The sequence below is a fragment of the Sphingobacterium sp. KH_072 genome (assembly GCF_057837975.1).
Genome location: NZ_CM174457.1, coordinates 511,061 through 530,480, shown reverse-complemented (window position 1 = coordinate 530,480; position 19,420 = coordinate 511,061). Strand labels below are relative to the sequence as shown.

16 protein-coding genes are annotated in these 19,420 nt (G+C 43.3%); 9 read left to right on the top strand and 7 right to left on the bottom strand.

Features of this window, described 5'->3' with window-relative positions; translation table 11 throughout:
* Positions 1-6: 6 nt before the first annotated feature.
* Positions 7-507, top strand: a complete 501-nt coding sequence (locus tag AC3IRT_RS02475) for an FKBP-type peptidyl-prolyl cis-trans isomerase (protein WP_489394958.1) — start codon at positions 7-9, stop codon at positions 505-507.
* A 40-nt stretch (positions 508-547) separates the two neighbouring features.
* Here AC3IRT_RS02475 and mnmC2 read toward each other — a convergent pair whose 3' ends face one another.
* Positions 548-1,225: a tRNA (5-methylaminomethyl-2-thiouridine)(34)-methyltransferase MnmC2 gene (gene mnmC2, locus AC3IRT_RS02470; RefSeq protein WP_489394957.1), complete on the bottom strand. Its 678-nt coding sequence runs from the start codon at positions 1,223-1,225 to the stop codon at positions 548-550.
* Between the two features lie 74 nt (positions 1,226-1,299).
* Here mnmC2 and AC3IRT_RS02465 point away from each other — a divergent pair, with 74 nt between their 5' ends.
* From AC3IRT_RS02465 to AC3IRT_RS02440, 6 genes are all read left to right on the top strand, one after another.
* The gene (locus tag AC3IRT_RS02465; protein WP_489394956.1) at positions 1,300-2,538 is read left to right on the top strand and encodes a dicarboxylate/amino acid:cation symporter; all 1,239 of its coding nucleotides are present in this window, start codon (positions 1,300-1,302) and stop codon (positions 2,536-2,538) included.
* Between the two features lie 170 nt (positions 2,539-2,708).
* Positions 2,709-3,128, top strand: coding sequence for a cytochrome c maturation protein CcmE domain-containing protein (locus AC3IRT_RS02460; RefSeq protein ID WP_489394955.1), 420 nt, complete (start codon positions 2,709-2,711; stop codon positions 3,126-3,128).
* Positions 3,129-3,153: 25 nt separating this feature from the next.
* Positions 3,154-5,613: a heme lyase CcmF/NrfE family subunit gene (locus tag AC3IRT_RS02455; protein ID WP_489394954.1), complete on the top strand. Its 2,460-nt coding sequence runs from the start codon at positions 3,154-3,156 to the stop codon at positions 5,611-5,613.
* 2 nt (positions 5,614-5,615) lie between these two features.
* Complete coding sequence (locus AC3IRT_RS02450) at positions 5,616-6,380, top strand: Rossmann-like and DUF2520 domain-containing protein (protein WP_489394953.1); 765 nt, start codon at positions 5,616-5,618, stop codon at positions 6,378-6,380.
* Between the two features lie 211 nt (positions 6,381-6,591).
* Complete coding sequence (locus AC3IRT_RS02445) at positions 6,592-8,145, top strand: FMN-binding glutamate synthase family protein (RefSeq protein ID WP_489394952.1); 1,554 nt, start codon at positions 6,592-6,594, stop codon at positions 8,143-8,145.
* Positions 8,146-8,359: 214 nt separating this feature from the next.
* Positions 8,360-8,827, top strand: coding sequence for a hypothetical protein (locus AC3IRT_RS02440; protein WP_489394951.1), 468 nt, complete (start codon positions 8,360-8,362; stop codon positions 8,825-8,827).
* Between the two features lie 18 nt (positions 8,828-8,845).
* Here the strand turns inward: AC3IRT_RS02440 and AC3IRT_RS02435 are convergent, their stop codons facing one another.
* Positions 8,846-9,622 (bottom strand): amidohydrolase, encoded by a 777-nt coding sequence (locus tag AC3IRT_RS02435; protein ID WP_489394950.1) that lies wholly within the window; start codon positions 9,620-9,622, stop codon positions 8,846-8,848.
* A gap of 75 nt (positions 9,623-9,697) precedes the next feature.
* Entirely contained in the window at positions 9,698-10,669 is a 972-nt protein-coding gene (locus AC3IRT_RS02430) for a polyprenyl synthetase family protein (protein WP_489394949.1), read from the bottom strand.
* A gap of 54 nt (positions 10,670-10,723) precedes the next feature.
* Between AC3IRT_RS02430 and AC3IRT_RS02425 the strand changes: the two genes are divergently transcribed.
* Together AC3IRT_RS02425 and AC3IRT_RS02420 are read left to right on the top strand one after the other, a co-directional pair.
* On the top strand, positions 10,724-11,896 hold the full coding sequence (locus tag AC3IRT_RS02425; protein WP_489394948.1) for a glycosyltransferase: 1,173 nt from the start codon (positions 10,724-10,726) through the stop codon (positions 11,894-11,896).
* Positions 11,897-11,953: 57 nt separating this feature from the next.
* A complete protein-coding gene (locus AC3IRT_RS02420; RefSeq protein ID WP_489394947.1) occupies positions 11,954-12,286 on the top strand; it encodes a metal-sulfur cluster assembly factor in 333 nt (110 codons plus the stop codon).
* 336 nt (positions 12,287-12,622) lie between these two features.
* Here the strand turns inward: AC3IRT_RS02420 and uvrC are convergent, their stop codons facing one another.
* The 4 genes from uvrC to AC3IRT_RS02400 form a co-directional block, all read right to left on the bottom strand.
* Positions 12,623-14,422 carry an excinuclease ABC subunit UvrC gene (gene uvrC, locus AC3IRT_RS02415; protein WP_489394946.1) on the bottom strand — a complete coding sequence of 600 codons (1,800 nt, stop codon included), beginning with the start codon at positions 14,420-14,422 and terminating at the stop codon, positions 12,623-12,625.
* Positions 14,423-14,439: 17 nt separating this feature from the next.
* Positions 14,440-16,689, bottom strand: a complete 2,250-nt coding sequence (locus AC3IRT_RS02410; protein WP_489394945.1) for a transglycosylase domain-containing protein — start codon at positions 16,687-16,689, stop codon at positions 14,440-14,442.
* A gap of 206 nt (positions 16,690-16,895) precedes the next feature.
* A complete protein-coding gene (locus AC3IRT_RS02405) occupies positions 16,896-17,366 on the bottom strand; it encodes a T9SS type A sorting domain-containing protein (protein WP_489394944.1) in 471 nt (156 codons plus the stop codon).
* A 230-nt stretch (positions 17,367-17,596) separates the two neighbouring features.
* Positions 17,597-19,288, bottom strand: a complete 1,692-nt coding sequence (locus AC3IRT_RS02400) for an amino acid permease (RefSeq protein WP_489394943.1) — start codon at positions 19,286-19,288, stop codon at positions 17,597-17,599.
* Positions 19,289-19,420 lie beyond the last annotated feature (132 nt).

The following is a 19,420-nucleotide window of genomic DNA, read 5'->3' as shown; positions in this document are numbered from 1 at the left end:
AAAAAAATGGCAGTAGAAAACAACAACGTGGTTACGTTGAACTACACACTCCATACCGTGGAAGAAAACGGTGAGAAAACGTTCGTAGAACAAACTTCTTCAGAAAATCCTTTGACATTTTTACATGGCGTAGGCATGATGCTTCCTAAATTTGAGGAAAACATCACTGGCTTAGACGCTGGAGATAAGACTTCTTTTGAGCTAAATGCAGTAGACGCATATGGTGAGCGTGATGATAAAGCTATCGCACAATTACCAGCAGATATGTTTGGTGAAATGGGTTTACCTCCTGTAGGTGAAGTATTGCCCTTACAGGACAACGAAGGAAACCAGTTTCGTGCTGTCGTGGTAGAAATTACTCCAGAAGCAGTTGTTGCCGATCTAAACCATCCGATGGCAGGAAAGAAATTAAATTTCGACATCGAGATTTTGAGTGTACGCCCAGCTACCGAAGAAGAGTTGTCTCACGGACATGCTCATGGTGCTGACGGGACAGAAGCTCACTAAATGACATAAGAAAGCCACCGGTCGGTGGCTTTCTTATTTTTTATAACTTGGTAGCACGGAGCATCTCTCTTTTGCCCGGCGCTCCTGGCGCCTTCTCTATGGAGAAGCCCAATGCATTCATACTTCTTTTCAAATTTCCAGTTATTGCGTAAGTGACAAATACACCACCAGTCACGAGCAGGTTGGCTACATGACTCAATACCTCATCGGTCCACATCTCTGGTTGATGAATCGCGGCAAATGCATCAAAATACACCACGTGAAAACGTTTTGTTGGTGCGAAATCCAGAATCTTCTGGTGCGCAATCGCTAATGTAACGGCAACATTCACTTCGCATTCATGCTTTAGCGCATTTCCGTAATTATTCAGGAATCTTTCCCACAATGCCGGCTCTGTATACGCCTCATAACCTGTTTGGCTAATCACTTCTGTACTCAACGGGTACGCTTCTACACCGCAGTAATACAGATTTAGGTGTTCTGTAGTAGCGTAATCAGCCGTCAACAAGAAATTCAGTCCTGTTCCAAAACCAACTTCTAGAATATTCACTTCCGTATCCGTGGGATTCCCCGCTAGATAATGTTGCAGGCCTTGCCCCAAGAATACATGTTTACTTTCTTGGTGCGCGCCGTGTTTGGAATGATAATGTTCACCCACCTCGGGTTGATACAAGGTGCGAGAGCCATCAGCCGTCACTACAAAATGTGTATTATCCATGCGTCAAAAATACGATTATATCCGGCATTCCCGATCGGTATACATCTTGTCCGAAAAAGCAGTAACTTAGAAGCATGCGCCACATTTTAAAAAATTATCAATCGATCATATTGCTGCTCATCGGGATCGCGCTTGGCAGTCTGATCGGGGTATTTGCGCCAGATTTTGTGACGTATTTGAAGCCAATTGGCGATATTTTTCTGAATCTACTTTTCGTTGCGGTCATCCCATTGCTTTTTTTCGCGATCACCGCATCAATTGGCACGATCCAAGATGGTGGTCATTTGGTGAAGATTGTCGTGGTGATGGCAGCTGTTTTTGTGGCAACCATCTGTATCGCATCTATAGCAACGATTACTGGTCTTTGGCTCGTGCCAGTAACCGCCGTAGCCGATGCGGATGCGACACAATCTTTACTCAACACCGGCGCAACAAACGAATCCTGGGGAGATCGGATCGTCCGATTTCTGAGCGTAAGCGAATTTCAAGAGCTTTTGTCGCGGCAAAACATATTGGCGTTTGTCCTATTTTCGGTGTTGTTGGGTATTGCTGTACGCAGGACTGGTAAAGCTGCGGATGCCTTTCTTGCTTTTTTAGCCTCTGGAAACGAAGTGATGCAGCAATTGCTCGCCCTCATTATGAAAGCAGGACCACTTGGCTTAGGAGCTTATTTCGCCTATCAGGTCAAAACATTTGGCCCTGAGCTTTTCGGATTTTATGCTAAACCGATGGCCTTTTATTATCTCTTTGGCTTACTGTACTTTATCCTATTTTTCAGCTTGTATGCCTATGTTGCACGCGGATTTTCAGGAATTGGCACGTATTGGCGTCATAATATTACGCCCAGCCTGACAGCAATCAGTACCTGTAGCAGCTTGGCGACGATGCCTTCTAATATTGCAGCCGCGAAACGAATGGGCATTCCGGATGCTGTTGCTAATGTGGTCATTCCTCTGGGAAACACGCTCTATAAAAATGGCTCCGCTATTTCCTCCATCTTGAAAATATACGTCGCCTTTGCGATTCTAGGTTGGAATTTCTTTGAATTAGAACCTTTAGTGCTTGCCGTCGGCATTACCCTTTTGGTGAGCATGGTAGCTGGTGGCATTCCAAATGGTGGTTTCATCGGTGAACTGTTGATGATTTCTATCTACAATATCCCGAACGAAGCTGTACCGGCTGTATTGATCATTGGTGCATTAGTAGATCCATTAGCTACTATTCTCAACGCAACGGGAGATACGGTTGCTGCTATGCTTGTCGCTAGATTTGTTAACGTAAAATCTATTTCCACAGAACAATCTGCCATCTAGGATACGTGATAATTTGGTTACACACACATAGCAATTTACCAGCAACCATCTCCTAATGGTTATTAAAGCGGTCAGATCTCTTTAGAATATTTCTAAATAATTAACGAAAATTGTAAAATTCATTCCTTCCCTGCTTAATTCGTAATTTTGCAATTCGAAAAGAGCATAATATGAAAAAGAGTTCTATTTTATTAATGGTCATCATTGCTGTAGCGATTGCGATGATTTTGGTGATCTACACCGATTCCAGCACCTATTCTACGTTTAGTGAGGCCAAAGAAAAGCAAACGGAGCTATATGTAGTTGGTGTTTTGAATAAGGAGAAATCTTTGGATTATGACCCGGTGAAAGATGCCAATCATTTCTCTTTTCACATGTATGACAATGATAGCACCGAATGCATGGTGGTTTTCAACGGGGCTAAACCGCAGGATATTGAACGCTCTGAGCAAATAGTTTTGACAGGAAAGATGGATGGCAATGTATTTCATGCATCCAAGATCCTGATGAAATGCCCGTCGAAATACAATCAAGATCAGATGGAAGTCATTGAGACATCTTCCGCCTTCAATACAGCTATTGTAAAATAAACTCCTCTACATCCCAATCTCCGATATGGATATCAACTTTATAGGCGAAAACTCGTTACCCGGCCAGATCGGTCAATTTTTCGTTATTTTATCTTTTGGCGCCGCATTGCTTTCTTGTATTTCGTACTTCTTTTCGAGCAAAGAGCCGAACGATACAGCGTGGAAAATCATTGCCAGAGGTGCATTCTGGATCAACACAATCTCTGTGATCACGATCGGGTCCATCCTGTTTTACATCATCTACAATCACTTATTCGAATACCATTACGCCTACGCGCATTCATCCAAATCTCTACCTACACATTATATCATCTCTTCTTTCTGGGAAGGTCAAGAAGGTAGTTTTTGGTTGTGGATGTTTTGGCAATGTGTCTTGAGTACAATTCTGGTAGCGACCGCCAAATCTTGGGAAAGTCCGGTGATGACCTTTGTGATGCTTTGTCAGACGTTCTTAGCTTCTATGCTGATTGGTGTCGAAGTATTTGGTACACGCGTTGGTAGCTCACCATTTATTCTATTACGCGATGCCATGAACTGGCCAATCTTGAGCGATCCGAATTATCTATCCATGATTTCTGATGGGCGCGGACTGAATCCACTTTTACAAAATTATTGGATGGTAATTCATCCGCCTACTCTATTTTTAGGTTTTGCTTCGATGATCGTTCCATTCGCATTTGCGGGAGCAGGATTGTGGCAACGTCGTTATAAAGATTGGATTTCACCGGGATTACCGTGGGCACTTTTTGCTGTTATGATCTTAGGTGCCGGCATTATCATGGGTTCTTTTTGGGCGTATGAAGCCTTAAATTTTGGTGGCTTTTGGGCTTGGGATCCAGTAGAAAATGTGTCGATTATCCCATGGTTCACGCTCATCGCAGCGGTGCATGTGATGGTCGCGTATAAGAATTCTGGCCACGCTTATTTTACGGCAACATTTCTGGCGCTAATTAGTTTCGTGCTAGTGATCTACGCATCTTATTTGACGCGTAGTGGCGTTTTGGGCGAAACATCAGTACACTCCTTCACCAGTCTGGGGATGTCTGGTCAATTGATCATATTCAACGCTATTTTCTTCCTAGTGATGGTAGGCCTATTGGTGTGGCGTCGTAAAGAACTTCCTAGCACACAAAAAGAAGAAGATATCTATTCTCGGGAATTCTGGCTATTTATTGGCGCTTTAATCTTGACGGTTGCGTGTATTCAGATTATTGCGACCACTTCAATTCCCGTATTTAATGCCATCTTCGGCACGAAAGTAGCGCCTCCAATTGATCCTATTCCCCACTACAACAAATGGCAGGGCGCGTTTGCGGTAGTCGTGATGTTGGTGACGGGCTTTACGCAATTCCTGAAATATAAACGCAGCGATGCGAAGAAATTTTGGACTTCGATTCTAATCTTTTTAGCGGCAACCTTAATCATATCGGCGGGTGTGGTGTATGTGACCAAGGTATACACCAACATCATGTATATTTTGATCACCTTTGGTGCAGTCTTCTGCATCATAGCCAACGGCAGAATATTGACGGACGCATTTAAGGGCAAATGGCGTCTTGCTGGTTCAGCCGTATCTCATATTGGCTTTGGCTTATTACTGATTGGTGCTTTAGTTGCTGCCGCAACGAGCGAAGTGATTTCTCAGAACAGCAGCGGTTATATCGCTGTAGCGGGCTTCGATCAAGTCGAAAAACCGGGCGAGAATCTATTCCTTACGGAAGGTGAACCGGTGCAGATGGGCGATTACCGCCTGACGTACATTGGTGATAGCGTAGCCATGCCGAATGTGTTTTATAAGATCAAATACGAAAACATCGACGAGGAAACGGGAAAAGTGAAGGAGGAATTTGTATTGACACCATTTGCACAAAACAATCCGCAAATGGGTGGATTGATCGGCACACCTTCTACGAAACACTATGTCACGCACGATATTTATACGTTGATTACCGCAGCAGCTTCTGATAGTCATAACAACGATCCAAAAGCGAACGATAGTCAGAAATCTGGATTCGAAGACTACGACGAGCCTGCGACATATGAAGTAAATCTCGGTGATACTTTGCGCTACCGCAATGGTTTTTTTATCATAGAAAACATTAATCGGGATGCAAAAATTGAAAACATTCCAAAAGGAGAAGACGACATCATCTTCGGCTTAAAGATCCGTGTCGTAGCGGCAGACGGCAAAGATTTTCATGCGGAACCTTTGTTTCTGATTAAAGATGGAAATGTGTTTGATTTTCACAAAGATGTGGAAGAACAAGGTCTAAGATTCCGATTCTCCAACATTAAGCCGCAAGCCGATAAACTGGAACTGATGGTGTACCAGAAGCCATTGCCAGAGAAAAAATGGGTGGTTTTCAAAGCGATCAAATTCCCATACATCAATTTCTTCTGGTGTGGTACTATTGTGATGACGATTGGTTTCTTGATGGCGATCTACAGGCGTTGGAGAGATAACCGGACGCCGCGAACTGCATAGCAATGGATATCGTACTGATCGGAAGCGGAAATGTAGCGCATCATCTAGGCGCAGGACTGCAACAGGCCGGTCATCGTATCGTACAAGTATATAGTCGTAAGGCGGATCACGCGCAGCAATTGGCTGACAGATTGCAAGCAGACGCGACAGATTCGCTGCGAGATGTGCGTGCAAATGCCGATCTATATATATTAGCCATTCGCGATCAAGTGCTTCCGGAAATCGCACAACAATTGCCTACCTCTTGGCAAGGTATCGTAGTGCATTGTTCGGGCGCAACACCATTGGATGTATTGGACCAATGGGAAAGACACGGCGTGATCTATCCTCCGCAAAGTCTTTCTAGAGACGTGCCCACAGATCTTACTCGTATTCCTTTTGCTATCGAGGGCAACACCAAAGAAGTTACCGATTTCTTATTACAGGAAATGCATGTCATAGCGCCCCTTTCGTTTGAGGGAAATACCGCGCAGCGCTTAGCTTTGCATTTGGCAGCCGTGTTTGCAAACAACTTTTCTAACGCGATGTATCACATTGCTTTTGACATCTTAAAGGCTCAAAATCTCTCGGTCAATCTGATTCGACCGATCATATTGGAGACGGCGCATAAGGTGCAAAACCGACTTCCTCAAGAAGTACAAACCGGTCCAGCACGCAGAAATGACGAGCAGACCATGGAAAAGCATTTGGACTATCTCAAGCAAGAGCCAGATTGGCAAACGATTTACCAATTAATATCACAATTCATTAAAAAAAGCGAGATTTAAAATCTGTTTTTTACCAAATAGGTAAATCTTTTTACGGAGCATATATTTCTTCTATATACTCTTTGATCTTCCTAATTTTGCAGTACGATTTGCATCATCTATCCACATCGAGGAGAGAAACAAATTTTGTAGTATTGCATGGCTACATTTTTGCGATGATTGGTCTACTAGTAATATTGTGAAGAGATATTAAACTTAATATATACGTATTATGCGTGTTAGAAATCTGATCCTTGGAACGATCATCGTCATTAACTTGATTATCATATCGTTCGGCCTTATTTTCACCCAAAGCTGGTTTTGGCTGTTAATCATACCGGTTCCGTTATTAATTATTGCCTTGTACCACAGCTTTCAGAGTGGGCATGCCATTTTAAGAAACTATCCTTTGGTGGGCTATTTTCGGTATATTTTTGAATCGATTCGTCCAGAACTTCGTCAGTATTTCTGGGAATCGGATACCGACGGTCGTCCATTCAACAGACGTCAGCGTTCTATCGTATACCAGCGTGCTAAAAACCAACGCGAAACGGTAGCATTCGGAATGCAGACCGATCCGCAAGCTATCGGCAACGAGTGGGCGGCGCATTCGGTATTTCCGGTGCATATTGAAAACCACGACTTACGTACTATGGTCGGTAACTTTCAATGCAAGCAGCCGTATAGCCTTAGTGTGTACAATATTTCGGCGATGAGCTACGGTGCATTGAGCCGTACTGCCATTACTGCGCTCAATAAAGGTGCAGCCTTACAGAATTTTGCACATAATACTGGTGAAGGTGGAATCAGCCAATACCATATTAATGGTGGCGATTTGATTTGGCAAATCGGTACCGGATATTTTGGTTGTCGCGATGATTTGGGCAAGTTTAGCCCCGAATTATTCCGAGAAAAAGCCACAAAGCCTTACGTGAAGATGATTGAAATCAAACTTTCGCAAGGTGCAAAACCAGGCCATGGCGGTATTTTGCCAGCGGCAAAAAACACGCCAGAGGTCGCTGCGATCCGACATGTCGTACCGGGTACAGACGTGATGTCGCCTCCAGCGCACAGTGCCTTTTCTACGGCAGAAGGTTTGATCGAATTTGTGCAACATTTACGTGATTTATCCGACGGAAAACCGGTGGGTTTTAAGCTTTGTGTGGGTGATAAGCAAGAATTCATTGACATCTGTCATGCCATGCAACACACGCAAATATTTCCAGATTTCATCTCCATTGATGGTTCGGAAGGTGGTACAGGTGCAGCACCATTGGAGTTTACAGACAACTTGGGTATGCCATTGTACGATGCGCTGGCCTTCATTACCACGACGTTGATCCGCTTCGGTCTGAAAAAACACATCAAGCTGATTGTTTCTAGCCGCATTGTAACAGGTTTTGACATTCTCAAAGCCATGGCACTTGGTGCTGATGCGTGTTACAGTGCGCGCGGAATGATGTTTGCCTTGGGATGTATTCAAGCCTTGAAATGTAATGAAGACGTTTGCCCTGTTGGTGTGGCCACACAGCGCCCACATTTATACAAAGGCCTTGATGTGGAAGATAAATATGTACGTGTGGGTCAATTTCACCGAAATACCTTACGCGCAACGGTTGAGATTATGGAAGCCTGCGGCTTCAAAACATTGGAAGATGTGAGTGCCGATAAGTTTTTCCGTAAAGTAGATAATCAAACCACGCTGAGCTTCCACGAGATTTATTTCCGCAACACGGGTAAGTTTGTCAATAACAGAAGTGGATTTGAACCCGAGATTTTCGAATAAAAATACAACAAACACAAACAAAGCGGAACCCTTGGCTCAGACGAGTCAGGGGTTTACTTTTTAAACGACGGGCGCTCTTTCAAAAAAAATCGGTATATTTAAGAAAGGATTCGTTCTTGCACACCTGTATTGGATAATTCGAATGAAACAGTCTTCTTCTTTGTATAACGCCCATTGCGCGCTATATAATGTGGATTCTAAAAAGATCAAATAGATGGAAAGTATTATACCTGTACTTCTTGTTGTCGGTGGATTGATTTACAAAATCTACCAAAATTATCAGGAGGAAATGGAAAAGGCGAAAAAACGCCAGCAAAATTTACCGAAGAATACTAATCCGAAGACTGTTGTGGCAACTCCGCGTACCACTACAGCGAAACGTCGGGAAACCACTGTACCTGTACCTCCAACCCCAAAACCAGTCTATGATCGGCAACTTGGCCGACCAAAGCCGACCAAAATTGTGCGTAAACCTGTAGAGCTCCCCGAAAAAATGGTATTGGAACATGAGATACCTATCGAGGTAACTCGTCTGCGCGCGCAAAAAGCGAAACAAAAAGCCACTAAAAAAATGGAGGTATTGCCCGTAGCGGAAGCTTTGCCTGAAAAGCAGCAAGCACATTTCGACCTCAGACAAGCGGTCATTCACGCGGCTATCCTAGAAAGGCCATACGCAGATTAAGCTGGTCAAAAATTACTATTAAAGAATCGTGAACTTGTCTTGGTCTTTCAAGAATGGCAGGTTTTGCCGCGTTTCTACCAAATCTTTTGGATTGAGCGTAAAGGTATATAAATCCTCATCTTCTGGTTTATAATACACCACATCGCCAGCGGGTGATATACACATCGATCCGCCAGAATAATATGTTTCATTGCCATCGTGCCCTACCCGATTCACACCAATCACATACGATTGATTTTCTATCGCTCTTGCTGGTATTAGTGCGCGCCAGTGTGCCGAGCGTTTGTCTGGCCAATTGGCGGTGTAGACCAACAGATCGTACGCGTCATTCTCATTGCGCGACCAAACAGGGAAGCGGAGATCATAACACACCATCGGGCAGATGCGCCAACCTTTTATATTGAGTACGACGCGAGATGATCCCGCAGTAAAGTATTCGTCTTCTTTGGCCATGCTGAAAAGATGCCGCTTATCGTAATGCACAAAAGTGCCATCAGGTGACATCCACACAAAGCGGTTATAATAACGTCCTTCTTCTTCAATAATTAACGAACCAGCAACTACGCAGTCAAACTTTTTAGAAAGATCAAACATCCAATGCATGGTCGGCCCAGACATCGTCTCAGCACAAGCAGCCACATTCATGGTAAAACCAGTATTAAACATTTCTGGTAGAATAATCAAATCTGTTTTCTCGCGCAATCCAGATAGGCGAAGCGAGAGATTTTGAAGATTCTTCTCGGCATTCTCCCAGAATAGGTACGCTTGAAATATTGTTACTTTTATTTGCTCCATAAATACGTGTTCGATCGATACCTTTCGGCACCCTTTAATACAAATTAGACAATAATTCGCAGTAATCCTAATGGATTAACGTGTGCGAACCATCAGATTCTGTGCTAAATCCAGTAAAGCTGCTTTTTGCTGAACAGCTACTGGGATCTTTTCTAAAGCTTCGTATGCAAGTTCGGAATACCGTTCTTTTAGCTTTTCGGCAATAGCAAGCACGTCGTATTTGGCATACAATTGCTTCGTGGTCTGCACCTTAGTCTCCGCATCCGCTTCGCTTACCAAACTGGCCAAAACCACCGCGTCTTGTGCATCTACGAGTTGTTGGAGATGTATACGTAAGATGGTTTTCTTGTCGCACAAAATATCTCCTCCTACTTGTTTTCCAAAATTTTCTGGGTTACCGTATACATCCAAGATATCATCTTGCAATTGAAATGCGATACCGAGGTTCACACCAAATTGGAATAGTAATTCTTGCTCTTCGGCAGGCGCATTGGCTAGAATTGCACCCATTTGCAGAGCACCACCCAACAGTACGGACGTCTTGGCGCGGATCATCGCGATATAGTCATCCTCTGCTACCAAATCTTGTGTTTCAAAATCCATATCCTTCTGCTGCCCTTCACACACTTCTAATGCCATGCGATTAAACACCTTCAACAACGCTGGAATTTTGGTCGGTGTACATCGCGCGATCTCTTCGTATGCTTTGACCAGTAGAGCATCACCAGAAAGGATCGCCACATTTTCACTCCATTTCTTGTGCACCGTCATTGCACCGCGACGTAATGGTGCTTCATCCATGATATCATCATGAATGAGCGAGAAATTATGAAAATATTCTACTGCCAAAGCCGCCGGAATCGTAGATTCCATGTCTTCAAAAGCGAATAAGTCTGCACCCAACATCACCAGTAAAGGACGAACACGCTTACCTGATAAACCTAAAATATAACGAATAGGGTCGTACAGTTTTGGTGGATCTGTCGGAAATTGTGCTTGCTCAATGGCTTCGGTGATGTGTGTACTATATGTAGATTGTGTCAGCATGCGAAAGAAAATATGACGAATATACAAAAATAACTACTTTTGAGGATCTCATACATGCGCGTACTCTTTGTTCATAACTACTATCAGGATCTTGGTGGAGAAGATGTGGTCTTCCATCAGGAGATGACTGCATTGTCGGAATCTACCGATTATGAGGTCTTTTCGCTTACCTATCAGAATGAAAAAGGTTGGAAAGGTCTGTGGCAATTTTTGTGGTCGCCGTGGAATATTTTTGCAGCGAAAAAATTGCGCGCGGCTATACGACGCATCAGGCCAGATGTCATCCATTTTCACAATACGCAGTATGCATGCGGACCCATTTTGATTCGTACCGCAAAAAAAGCCGGTATTCCAGTAGTGATGTCATTACACAATTTCCGCCTACTTTGTCCTTCGGCTACATTGTTCTACCGAGGGAAGTTGTTTACAGATAGTGTGTATGCTGCTTTCCCTTGGAAAGCTATTCGAAACCGCGTGCTAGATCATTCTTTCCTAAAAACAACATTAACGGCCATTAGTTATTGGCTGCACCGCAAAATGGGCACGTGGAAGATGGTGGATCGTTTTCTGATTTTGGCAGATTTTTCGAAGGATTTATTCGAAAAAAGCTCACTCCATGTCGCTGCTCAAAATCTAGTCGTGAAACCGAACTTTGTCGAGGTTGCGACACCAAATATATTACCTGAACGGCAGACGCACTATCTTTATGTCGGTCGATTATCAGCAGAGAAAGGGATACTGGAGCTATTAGAAGCGTTGAAAAATACCGACTACATGCTACGCATAGTCGGATCTGGACCTTTGGAGGAACAGGTACAAGAAATCGTAAAAGCGACGCCAAACTTCTCTTATATAGGTGCATTACCTAAAGAGGCTGTATATACAGAACTGTTGCAGTGCAAAGCACTCATCGTGCCTTCTGTGTGTTACGAAGGCGGTACGCCACTCACGATTATCGAAGGCATGATGTTGCACACACCGATTATAGCGAGCGATATTGGTGCCATTGCAGATGCCGTGAAAGAAGGCGAAACTGGTTATGTTTTTCAACCGACAGATGCGGCGTCGATTGTGCATGCGATAGATCGGTTTGAAGGTGACAGTACAGCAGCTCATCAGATTATCACTGATCGCGCGGCCGAGCAGACTAAGATCGTACACAGTAAAAAGCGTATTATGGCTTTATTACAACATGAGTATGATCGAGTTTGCGCCCGAAATACCTAAATTTGAACGATGAACTCCGCTTATGCAGTTCATATAGTCGACAAAAAAAGAATATATATGAATCAAATAATTGTGATGGATGCTATCGGCATTGCGCCACGCATCCGTGAAGTACTAGAGACAATTTATGACCCAGAATTAAAGCCTGCGAACATCGTGGACTTAGGTTTGGTATACGAGATCATCACGAAAGCAGATGGTTCAGCAAAAATTGTGATGACGCTTACGGCACCTGGTTGTCCGGTTGCTGGGGAGATTATGGATGAAGTACAACGTAAGGTAGCGGATATTGACGGAGTCAATCAAGCGGTCGTCGAATTAACATTCGATCCACCTTGGAACAGAGACATGATGTCGGAAGAAGCGAAATTGGAGCTTGGCTTTTTGTAGGTTGAGTTTATGAAGGGGTTAATCAAGGAGTTGATAGAGTTAATAAGGTTGAAAGAGTTAATAGCTTAGATTGCCGCACCTTCGTTCCTCAGGTTCGCAATTACGTGTTCTTGTTCGAATCTCGCTTCCTTCACGTCGTCCTTGCGAGGAGGCACGACGAAGCAATCTAAATTTTTAAATAACAAAAAAGCAACTCGGAGATTGCCGCACCTTCGTTCCTCAGGTTCGCATGACGTGTTCTTGTTCGAATCTCGCTTCCTTCACGTCGTCCTTGCGAGGAGGCACGACGAAGCTATCTATTTCAAGACTTAATAGTGAACCAGTGACACCACAACCCTACTCCACCTCGGCAAAATAGGCACGAAATGCCGCAATCTGTTTCTTGTTCAACAGTTCTGCGAGCTGTTCATCACTGGCTTCCCGTGTTTTTTTGGCTGACTTAAACGTCGTGAGTAGCTTTTCGACCGTCGTCTTGCCGATTCCGGGAATCTGTTCCAATTCCGACACGAAGGTTTTGCGGCTACGCTGATTGCGGTGAAAAGTAATTCCAAATCGGTGGGCTTCATCCCGAAGATGTTGAATAATGCGAAGCGTTTCCGATTTTTTGTCTAGATACAATGGAAATTGATCACCTGGATAATACAATTCTTCGAGCCGCTTGGCAATACCAATCACGGTAACTTTTTTCTCGATTCCCAGCAAGCGCAAGCTCTTCAATGCGGCACCTAATTGCCCTTTACCACCATCGATAATAATCAATTGCGGCAGCGGTTGATCTTCGTCTAATTGGCGGCGATACCGGCGGAAAACCGCTTCTTCCATCGTGGCAAAATCATCTGGTCCGACGACCGTCTTCACATTAAAGTGTCGGTAATCTTTCTTCGAAGGTTTCGCATCCTTGAACACCACGATGGCGGATACGGGATAATTTCCTTGAATATTGGAGTTATCAAAACATTCGATATGCTGTGGTAGCACATTCATGCGTAGATCCTTTTGCATCTGGGATAAGATGCGCTCGGTCTTCAATTCGGGATTCAGCTTTTCGTACTGATTGAGGCGCTCCTTTTTGAAGTAAGCCACATTTTTGAGCGACAAGTCTAATAGTTTCCGCTTATCTCCCATTTTGGGCACATGAAAATGAATATTTTCATCTTCTTGGATATCCAATTCAAACGGCACAATAATCTCCCTCGACAAACTTTTGAAGCGCGATCTGATCTCCGGAATGGCCAACGCAAGTAATTCTTCATCACTTTCATCCAGTCGTTTCTTCATTTCTAAAGTCTGCGTCTGAATAATTACACCGTTTACGATTTTCAGGAAGTTGACAAACGCGTAGCTATCCTCAGAAGCGATGCTAAACACATCCACATTGGTGATGGAAGAACTTACTACCGTAGATTTGCTCTGGTAATTACCAAGTTTATCCAACTTTAGCTTCAAAGTATGCGCCTGTTCAAAATCCATCTGCTCTACCGCAGATTGCATTTGTTCTTTTAGGCGATTATTTACGACGCTGATTTTGCCGTTGAGAATATCTTTGATGTTAGCTAGGTTCTGATTATAAGATTCTTCTTCTTGGTAACCCTCACAAGGACCTTTACAATTGCCGATTTGATACTCTAAGCACACTTTGAACTTGCCTTTTCGAATATTCTCTTCGGATAGATTGAGGTTGCAGGTACGCAGTGGAAATAATTCACGAATCATATCTAGCACGATATGCATCATGCCCACCGAAGCATATGGTCCATAATAGCGTGAACCATCTTTGATATATCGACGTGTCCAGTAAATACGTGGAAAACGCTCGTGTTTGATGACAATCCATGGGTAAGTTTTGTCATCTTTGAGCATCACGTTATAGCGTGGCTGATGCTTTTTGATGAGGCTATTCTCTAGCAGCCAAGCGTCGATCTCCGTATCTACAATGGTGAATGCAATACGATTGATCTTGCGCACCAGCACGCGCGTTTTGCCATTGAGCTGATGCGGACTATTAAAATAGGATCCTACCCGATTGCGCAAATCCTTGGCCTTGCCGACATAGATCAGCTGCTCTTCTTTATCAAAAAACTGATAAACACCCGGTTTGTGCGGTATGCGCGTTAATTCCTGTTTATAATCAAACACGTAAACACTCCTCTATTTTAAAACCCTAATCGGTCGTCTTGCAGTGGCGTCTCTTCTGGTACACCAAAGAACTCGGTATGTCTGGAGCAATCTATCTCAAAACGATTAATACCGCCCGGAGGCAATGGAAAATCTTCCTGAGAATAATTTAATGCTTTATCTGCATAGACTTTCCGCATGAATTTACCAAAAACTGGCATGGCAGAACGCGCTCCTTGTCCGAGCGCGGTGCTGCTAAAGCTAATTCCTCGATCTTCGGCACCAGTCCACACGCCTGTCACTAATTCTGGTGTAATACCCATAAACCAAGCATCCGCGTTATTATTTGTGGTACCCGTTTTTCCTCCAATCGGATTTTTTAGTCCGCCAAAATCCGGATCCCAACGCAATCTACTCCCTGTACCACCGTCTACAACGCCTTTCAAGATGTCTACCATTGCATAAGCAGTTTCGCTGTTGATGGCCTTTACTACTTTTGGTGCTTTCTCGTAGATCGGCGTTCCGTTTTTGTCTTCTACACGCAGGATCATGGTCGGCTCTACCCAAGTTCCATGATTCACAAAGGCAGCATACGCACCCACCATATCAAAGATCGAGGCATCGTACGAGCCTAAAGCGATGGAAAGGTTATTTGGTATATCGGATGTGATTCCCATTTTTCGGGTGAATGACGCTACGTTATCTGCACCAATTTCATTGATTAAATAAGCCGAAGCCTGATTCTGCGAAAACTTAACCGCATTTTTCAACGTAATTGGATCTCCGCCACGAATATCTCCGCGCGGACTCCATCCGCCGATATTCTGTTGGTGATTGGGAATGGTATTACATGGTGTATATCCATTATCGATCGCGCAAGCATATACAAAAGGCTTGGCCGTAGAGCCAACCTGTCTTGTACCTAATTTCACTTGATCGTATTTGAAATGTTCGAAATTAATACCACCTACCCACGCTTTGATGTGCCCAGTTTGGGGCTCCATAGACATCATCGCATTACGGAGAATTAACTTCGTATAACGAATAGAATCCAGCGGAGTCATCACGGTATCGATATTGCCTTCCCAACTGAAGATGGTCATCGGTATTGGCTTCTCAAATTCTTTGGCAATATTGCTTTCCGACATTCCTTCGTCTTTTAGCATCCGATAACGGTCAGAACGCTTCATTCCTCTGGTAAGTATTTTAGCATTTTCACCAGAGAAAGCATCGCGGCGACGCCATTCTTTGCTAAACTCATTCTGTAACTTACTCATCCACTCCTTCTGCGCGTCCTCAGCATGTTGCTGCATTTGGAAGTTGATCGGCGTATACACGCGTAATCCATCACGGTCTAGATCATATGGTGTACCATCTGGTTTGGTAATAGCAAGCCTTTTGAATTCTTGACGGATCTGCTCTTTGAGCACCGCACGGAAATAAGGACCTATACCTTCGGAGTAACTAGAAATGCGCAATTGCAAGTCAAGTCCATCTTGTTTAAAATCATTGTAATCGTTCTGAGAAAGGTATCCTTGCTCCACCATATTATGCATGACGAGATTTCTTCTGTTGAGCGCATTTTCAGGATAGCGCACTGGCGAATAGATTCCTGGACCTTTCAGCATGCCAACTAACAAGGCCGCTTGTGGTGCCGTTAGTTGATCTGGTGTGGTATTGAAGTACGTACGCGCGGCTGATTTGATTCCAAATGTATTGTATGCGCCAAAATCTACCGTATTGAAATACATCATGATGATTTCGTCTTTCGTATAGTTTCGCTCCAGTCGAACAGCAGTAATCCACTCTTGGAATTTTTGCATCACACGCTTTAAGAAACTTTTCTCGCGTCTTTCGGAGAAGAGATTCAAGGCCAGCTGTTGGGTAATTGTACTACCACCCTGTTTGTTGCCCGCTAGTGTATGAAAAATAACGCTTATGGTACGAGAGTAGTCGATTCCGGAGTGTTTGTAGAAACGCTTATCTTCGGTAGATACCAACGCTTGTATTAATGCAGGAGATAACTCACTGTAGCGCACGTTGGATCTATTGTGTACATAATAGGTACCTAAAACCCGATTATCATCGGTGATAATTTCGGAGGCTAAGTTGCTATTCGGATTTTCCAAATCTTCGAAAGATGGCAACTGACCAAATACACCGATACGTACACTGACCATAAACAGTATCGCAAAAAGAACAAACCCGACGATAACCTTCCAAAATAGGCCTGTATACCTCTTTATGTCATCCGGTGTAAGCTTGCTATTCTTCGATTCTCTTTTCATAAAACAATTTTATCAATATAGGTGGCTCTTAAATACACCGAAGGGGTATCCTGACAACCCAAGTTTTTCATCTACAAAAATATCATAATTTTTGGGAGGATTCGAGATATTTTATATAGTTCACTAGCACAAATCTGTTTCCGTACAGTTGCTTAGTGCAAATAGTTAAAATTAAAAAGTGGAATGGTGAGTTGCTAAAATGAAATTTAGCGGATGGAAATCCTCTTAATGATAGTTTCGCTACCCGATGTAACACGCACGAAATAAAAACCAGCTGGCAATTTGCTATTGGTATCGAAGTTCAAACTTTGCACGCCTCCATCTAATTCTCCATTCATCAAACTCATTACTTCATTACCCAATGCATCCATCACACGGATAGAAACATGACTTAGTTTAGAAAGTTTGAATGAAACAGCTACTTGCTCCGCAACAGGATTATAAAAAACTTTGACGTTGGTAATCGTCTTATCATTTAACTCAGCGGCTGATACCCCATCTCTGCGAGTGCGTGATGCAATCGAGGCCAAGTGACTAGTAGACAGAGAAACACTAGAGGCCGTATCCGGCTTAAACAAGCTATGCGCTTCGGTAGCATAAGACGTATTGACTCCTATCACCAGTGCTACTACACTGATATAAAGCCAAGTCTTGATATACTGAAGATGCTTTCTCATTTAATTTATTGTTCTGCATTTGTTTGGCGTCGTAGCCAACAAAGAGTTTTTTAATTGGATGTTTCCTGTATACAAATATAACCTTTAAACTGAGATTTTGTTGATCTCATGGAGATTTTTTTGAGCTCTTTAACAATTTTTAACCAAGACTGACGTTAGCACAGCTTCGGTGGCTAAAAACGGGGATTTTAACGAAAAATTTGTAAGTGTTTTGTTATTTTTTGCTGCGTTTATGATCGGTTTTCGGTATTTAATTTCGAATTTTTATAACCATATGCAAAATACACAATCAAACCGATCAATAACCAGATCACAAAGATGATCCAATTGCTGGCTCCCAACTCACTCATCAGGTATAGATTGATAAGGATGCCAATAACCGGAAGCAACGAAAAATTGTGCTTGAAACTCATCACACTCATCACTAACCACACTAACCAAAATATAATAATTAATGAATTGTGCAACAGGGTATTACTGAGCGCCGCATCACGCTTTCCTGCCAGCGGGGCGCCATAGATATACACCAATACCAAACCGACGATAAAACTCAGACCGACAATGTATTTACCATTAACATATGGAACACGAAATTTTGCTTTAGCCGTCAATCCTGCATGATCCATGTAGAGCACACCGCCACACACCATGATAAAAGCAAAGAAAGTCCCGACGCTCGTTAGATCCACAAAGAAATCCATCTTGAAGAATAGTGCTGGTACGCCAACCACTATACCTGTAATGATTGTCGCAAAGGAAGGTGTTTTATATTTTGGATGAATTGTGGCAAATTTCTTCCATAACAATCCATCGCGACTCATTGTCATCCAGATTCTTGGCTGAGCCAGCTGAAATACTAAAAGTGCACTGGTAATAGCTATTACGGACGTGACCGAAACGACACCCGCCATGTGATCAAAACCTACATACGAAAACACGTATGCTAATGGATCTTTCACATTCAACGCACTGTAATTGACCATGCCGGTCAATACCAAGGTAATACATACGTACAACACCGCGCAGATCAACAAACAGTAGATCATAGCGCGTGGCAGATCGCGTTGAGGATTTTTACTTTCTTCGGCAGTGGTAGAAATAGAATCGAAACCAATGAATGCGAAAAATACTGCAGCTACACCGCTAAGAACGCCTTCCATGCCGTTGGGCGCAAAAGGCGTCCAGTTCTCTGGCTTCACGAAAAACATTCCACCAAAAATAACAGCTAGAATAACACCGATCTTGACGAGTACCATAAAGTTGCTGGCACGGCGCGACTCTTTGATACCAATATATACGAGCCAAGTGACGAACACCGTGACTAAGCCAGCAGGCAAATCAAAAATAATGGGAATATTGGCGAGGCGCGGTGCCGTTTCGTACGCTTGTAGTGCGGCACGATCTATGCCCTCCAAGTTATCTACGCCGACAGCCAGCATTTTGGCATGTGCATCAAAGGCATATGCTGGAGCCATGGTTAACCATTTGGGCATTAGAATACCAAACCCTTCCAACATCGACACAAAATATTGCGACCAGGATATGGCCACCACCATGTTGGAAACGGCATATTCTAACACTAGTGCCCAACCAATGATCCAAGCGAATAATTCACCAAAAGAAACATAAGCATACGTGTATGCGCTTCCAGAAACGGGAACAGCACTGGCAAACTGAGCATAAGATAAAGCCGTAAAAACACAGGCAAAGGCAACGAATAGAAATAGCAAAGAGATGGCAGGTCCGCCATTGTAACTGGCCAAGCCGATCGTACTGAAGATCCCGGCTCCTACAATAGCGGCTATTCCCAAAGAAACCAAATCACGAACTCCTAGTACGCGCGCTAGACCAGAGCCTCCCTTTTCTGAATCAAGCAGAATTTGATCTATACTTTTCTTGCGGAAAAGCTTATTATTACCCATGTCGAAATGATTATCAGCTAATAGAAGTTATTTTTTTAGATCAGATGCTCATGGTAATCGAATTTTTTCTTCAAATCTTCGAATTATCACCTATATCTATGTCCGATCGTTTACAAATGTCTAAAATAATCC

Coding starts and splice junctions, on each gene's coding strand:
- AC3IRT_RS02475 (WP_489394958.1), top strand. CDS start 7: ATGGCAGTAGAAAACAACAACGTGGTTACGTTGAACTACACACTCCAT.
- AC3IRT_RS02455 (WP_489394954.1), top strand. CDS start 3,154: ATGGATATCAACTTTATAGGCGAAAACTCGTTACCCGGCCAGATCGGT.
- mnmC2 (WP_489394957.1), bottom strand. CDS start 1,225: ATGGATAATACACATTTTGTAGTGACGGCTGATGGCTCTCGCACCTTG.
- AC3IRT_RS02445 (WP_489394952.1), top strand. CDS start 6,592: ATGCGTGTTAGAAATCTGATCCTTGGAACGATCATCGTCATTAACTTG.
- AC3IRT_RS02465 (WP_489394956.1), top strand. CDS start 1,300: ATGCGCCACATTTTAAAAAATTATCAATCGATCATATTGCTGCTCATC.
- AC3IRT_RS02440 (WP_489394951.1), top strand. CDS start 8,360: ATGGAAAGTATTATACCTGTACTTCTTGTTGTCGGTGGATTGATTTAC.
- AC3IRT_RS02410 (WP_489394945.1), bottom strand. CDS start 16,689: ATGAAAAGAGAATCGAAGAATAGCAAGCTTACACCGGATGACATAAAG.
- AC3IRT_RS02430 (WP_489394949.1), bottom strand. CDS start 10,669: ATGCTGACACAATCTACATATAGTACACACATCACCGAAGCCATTGAG.
- AC3IRT_RS02400 (WP_489394943.1), bottom strand. CDS start 19,288: ATGGGTAATAATAAGCTTTTCCGCAAGAAAAGTATAGATCAAATTCTG.
- AC3IRT_RS02405 (WP_489394944.1), bottom strand. CDS start 17,366: ATGAGAAAGCATCTTCAGTATATCAAGACTTGGCTTTATATCAGTGTA.
- AC3IRT_RS02425 (WP_489394948.1), top strand. CDS start 10,724: ATGCGCGTACTCTTTGTTCATAACTACTATCAGGATCTTGGTGGAGAA.
- AC3IRT_RS02460 (WP_489394955.1), top strand. CDS start 2,709: ATGAAAAAGAGTTCTATTTTATTAATGGTCATCATTGCTGTAGCGATT.
- AC3IRT_RS02450 (WP_489394953.1), top strand. CDS start 5,616: ATGGATATCGTACTGATCGGAAGCGGAAATGTAGCGCATCATCTAGGC.
- AC3IRT_RS02420 (WP_489394947.1), top strand. CDS start 11,954: ATGAATCAAATAATTGTGATGGATGCTATCGGCATTGCGCCACGCATC.
- AC3IRT_RS02435 (WP_489394950.1), bottom strand. CDS start 9,622: ATGGAGCAAATAAAAGTAACAATATTTCAAGCGTACCTATTCTGGGAG.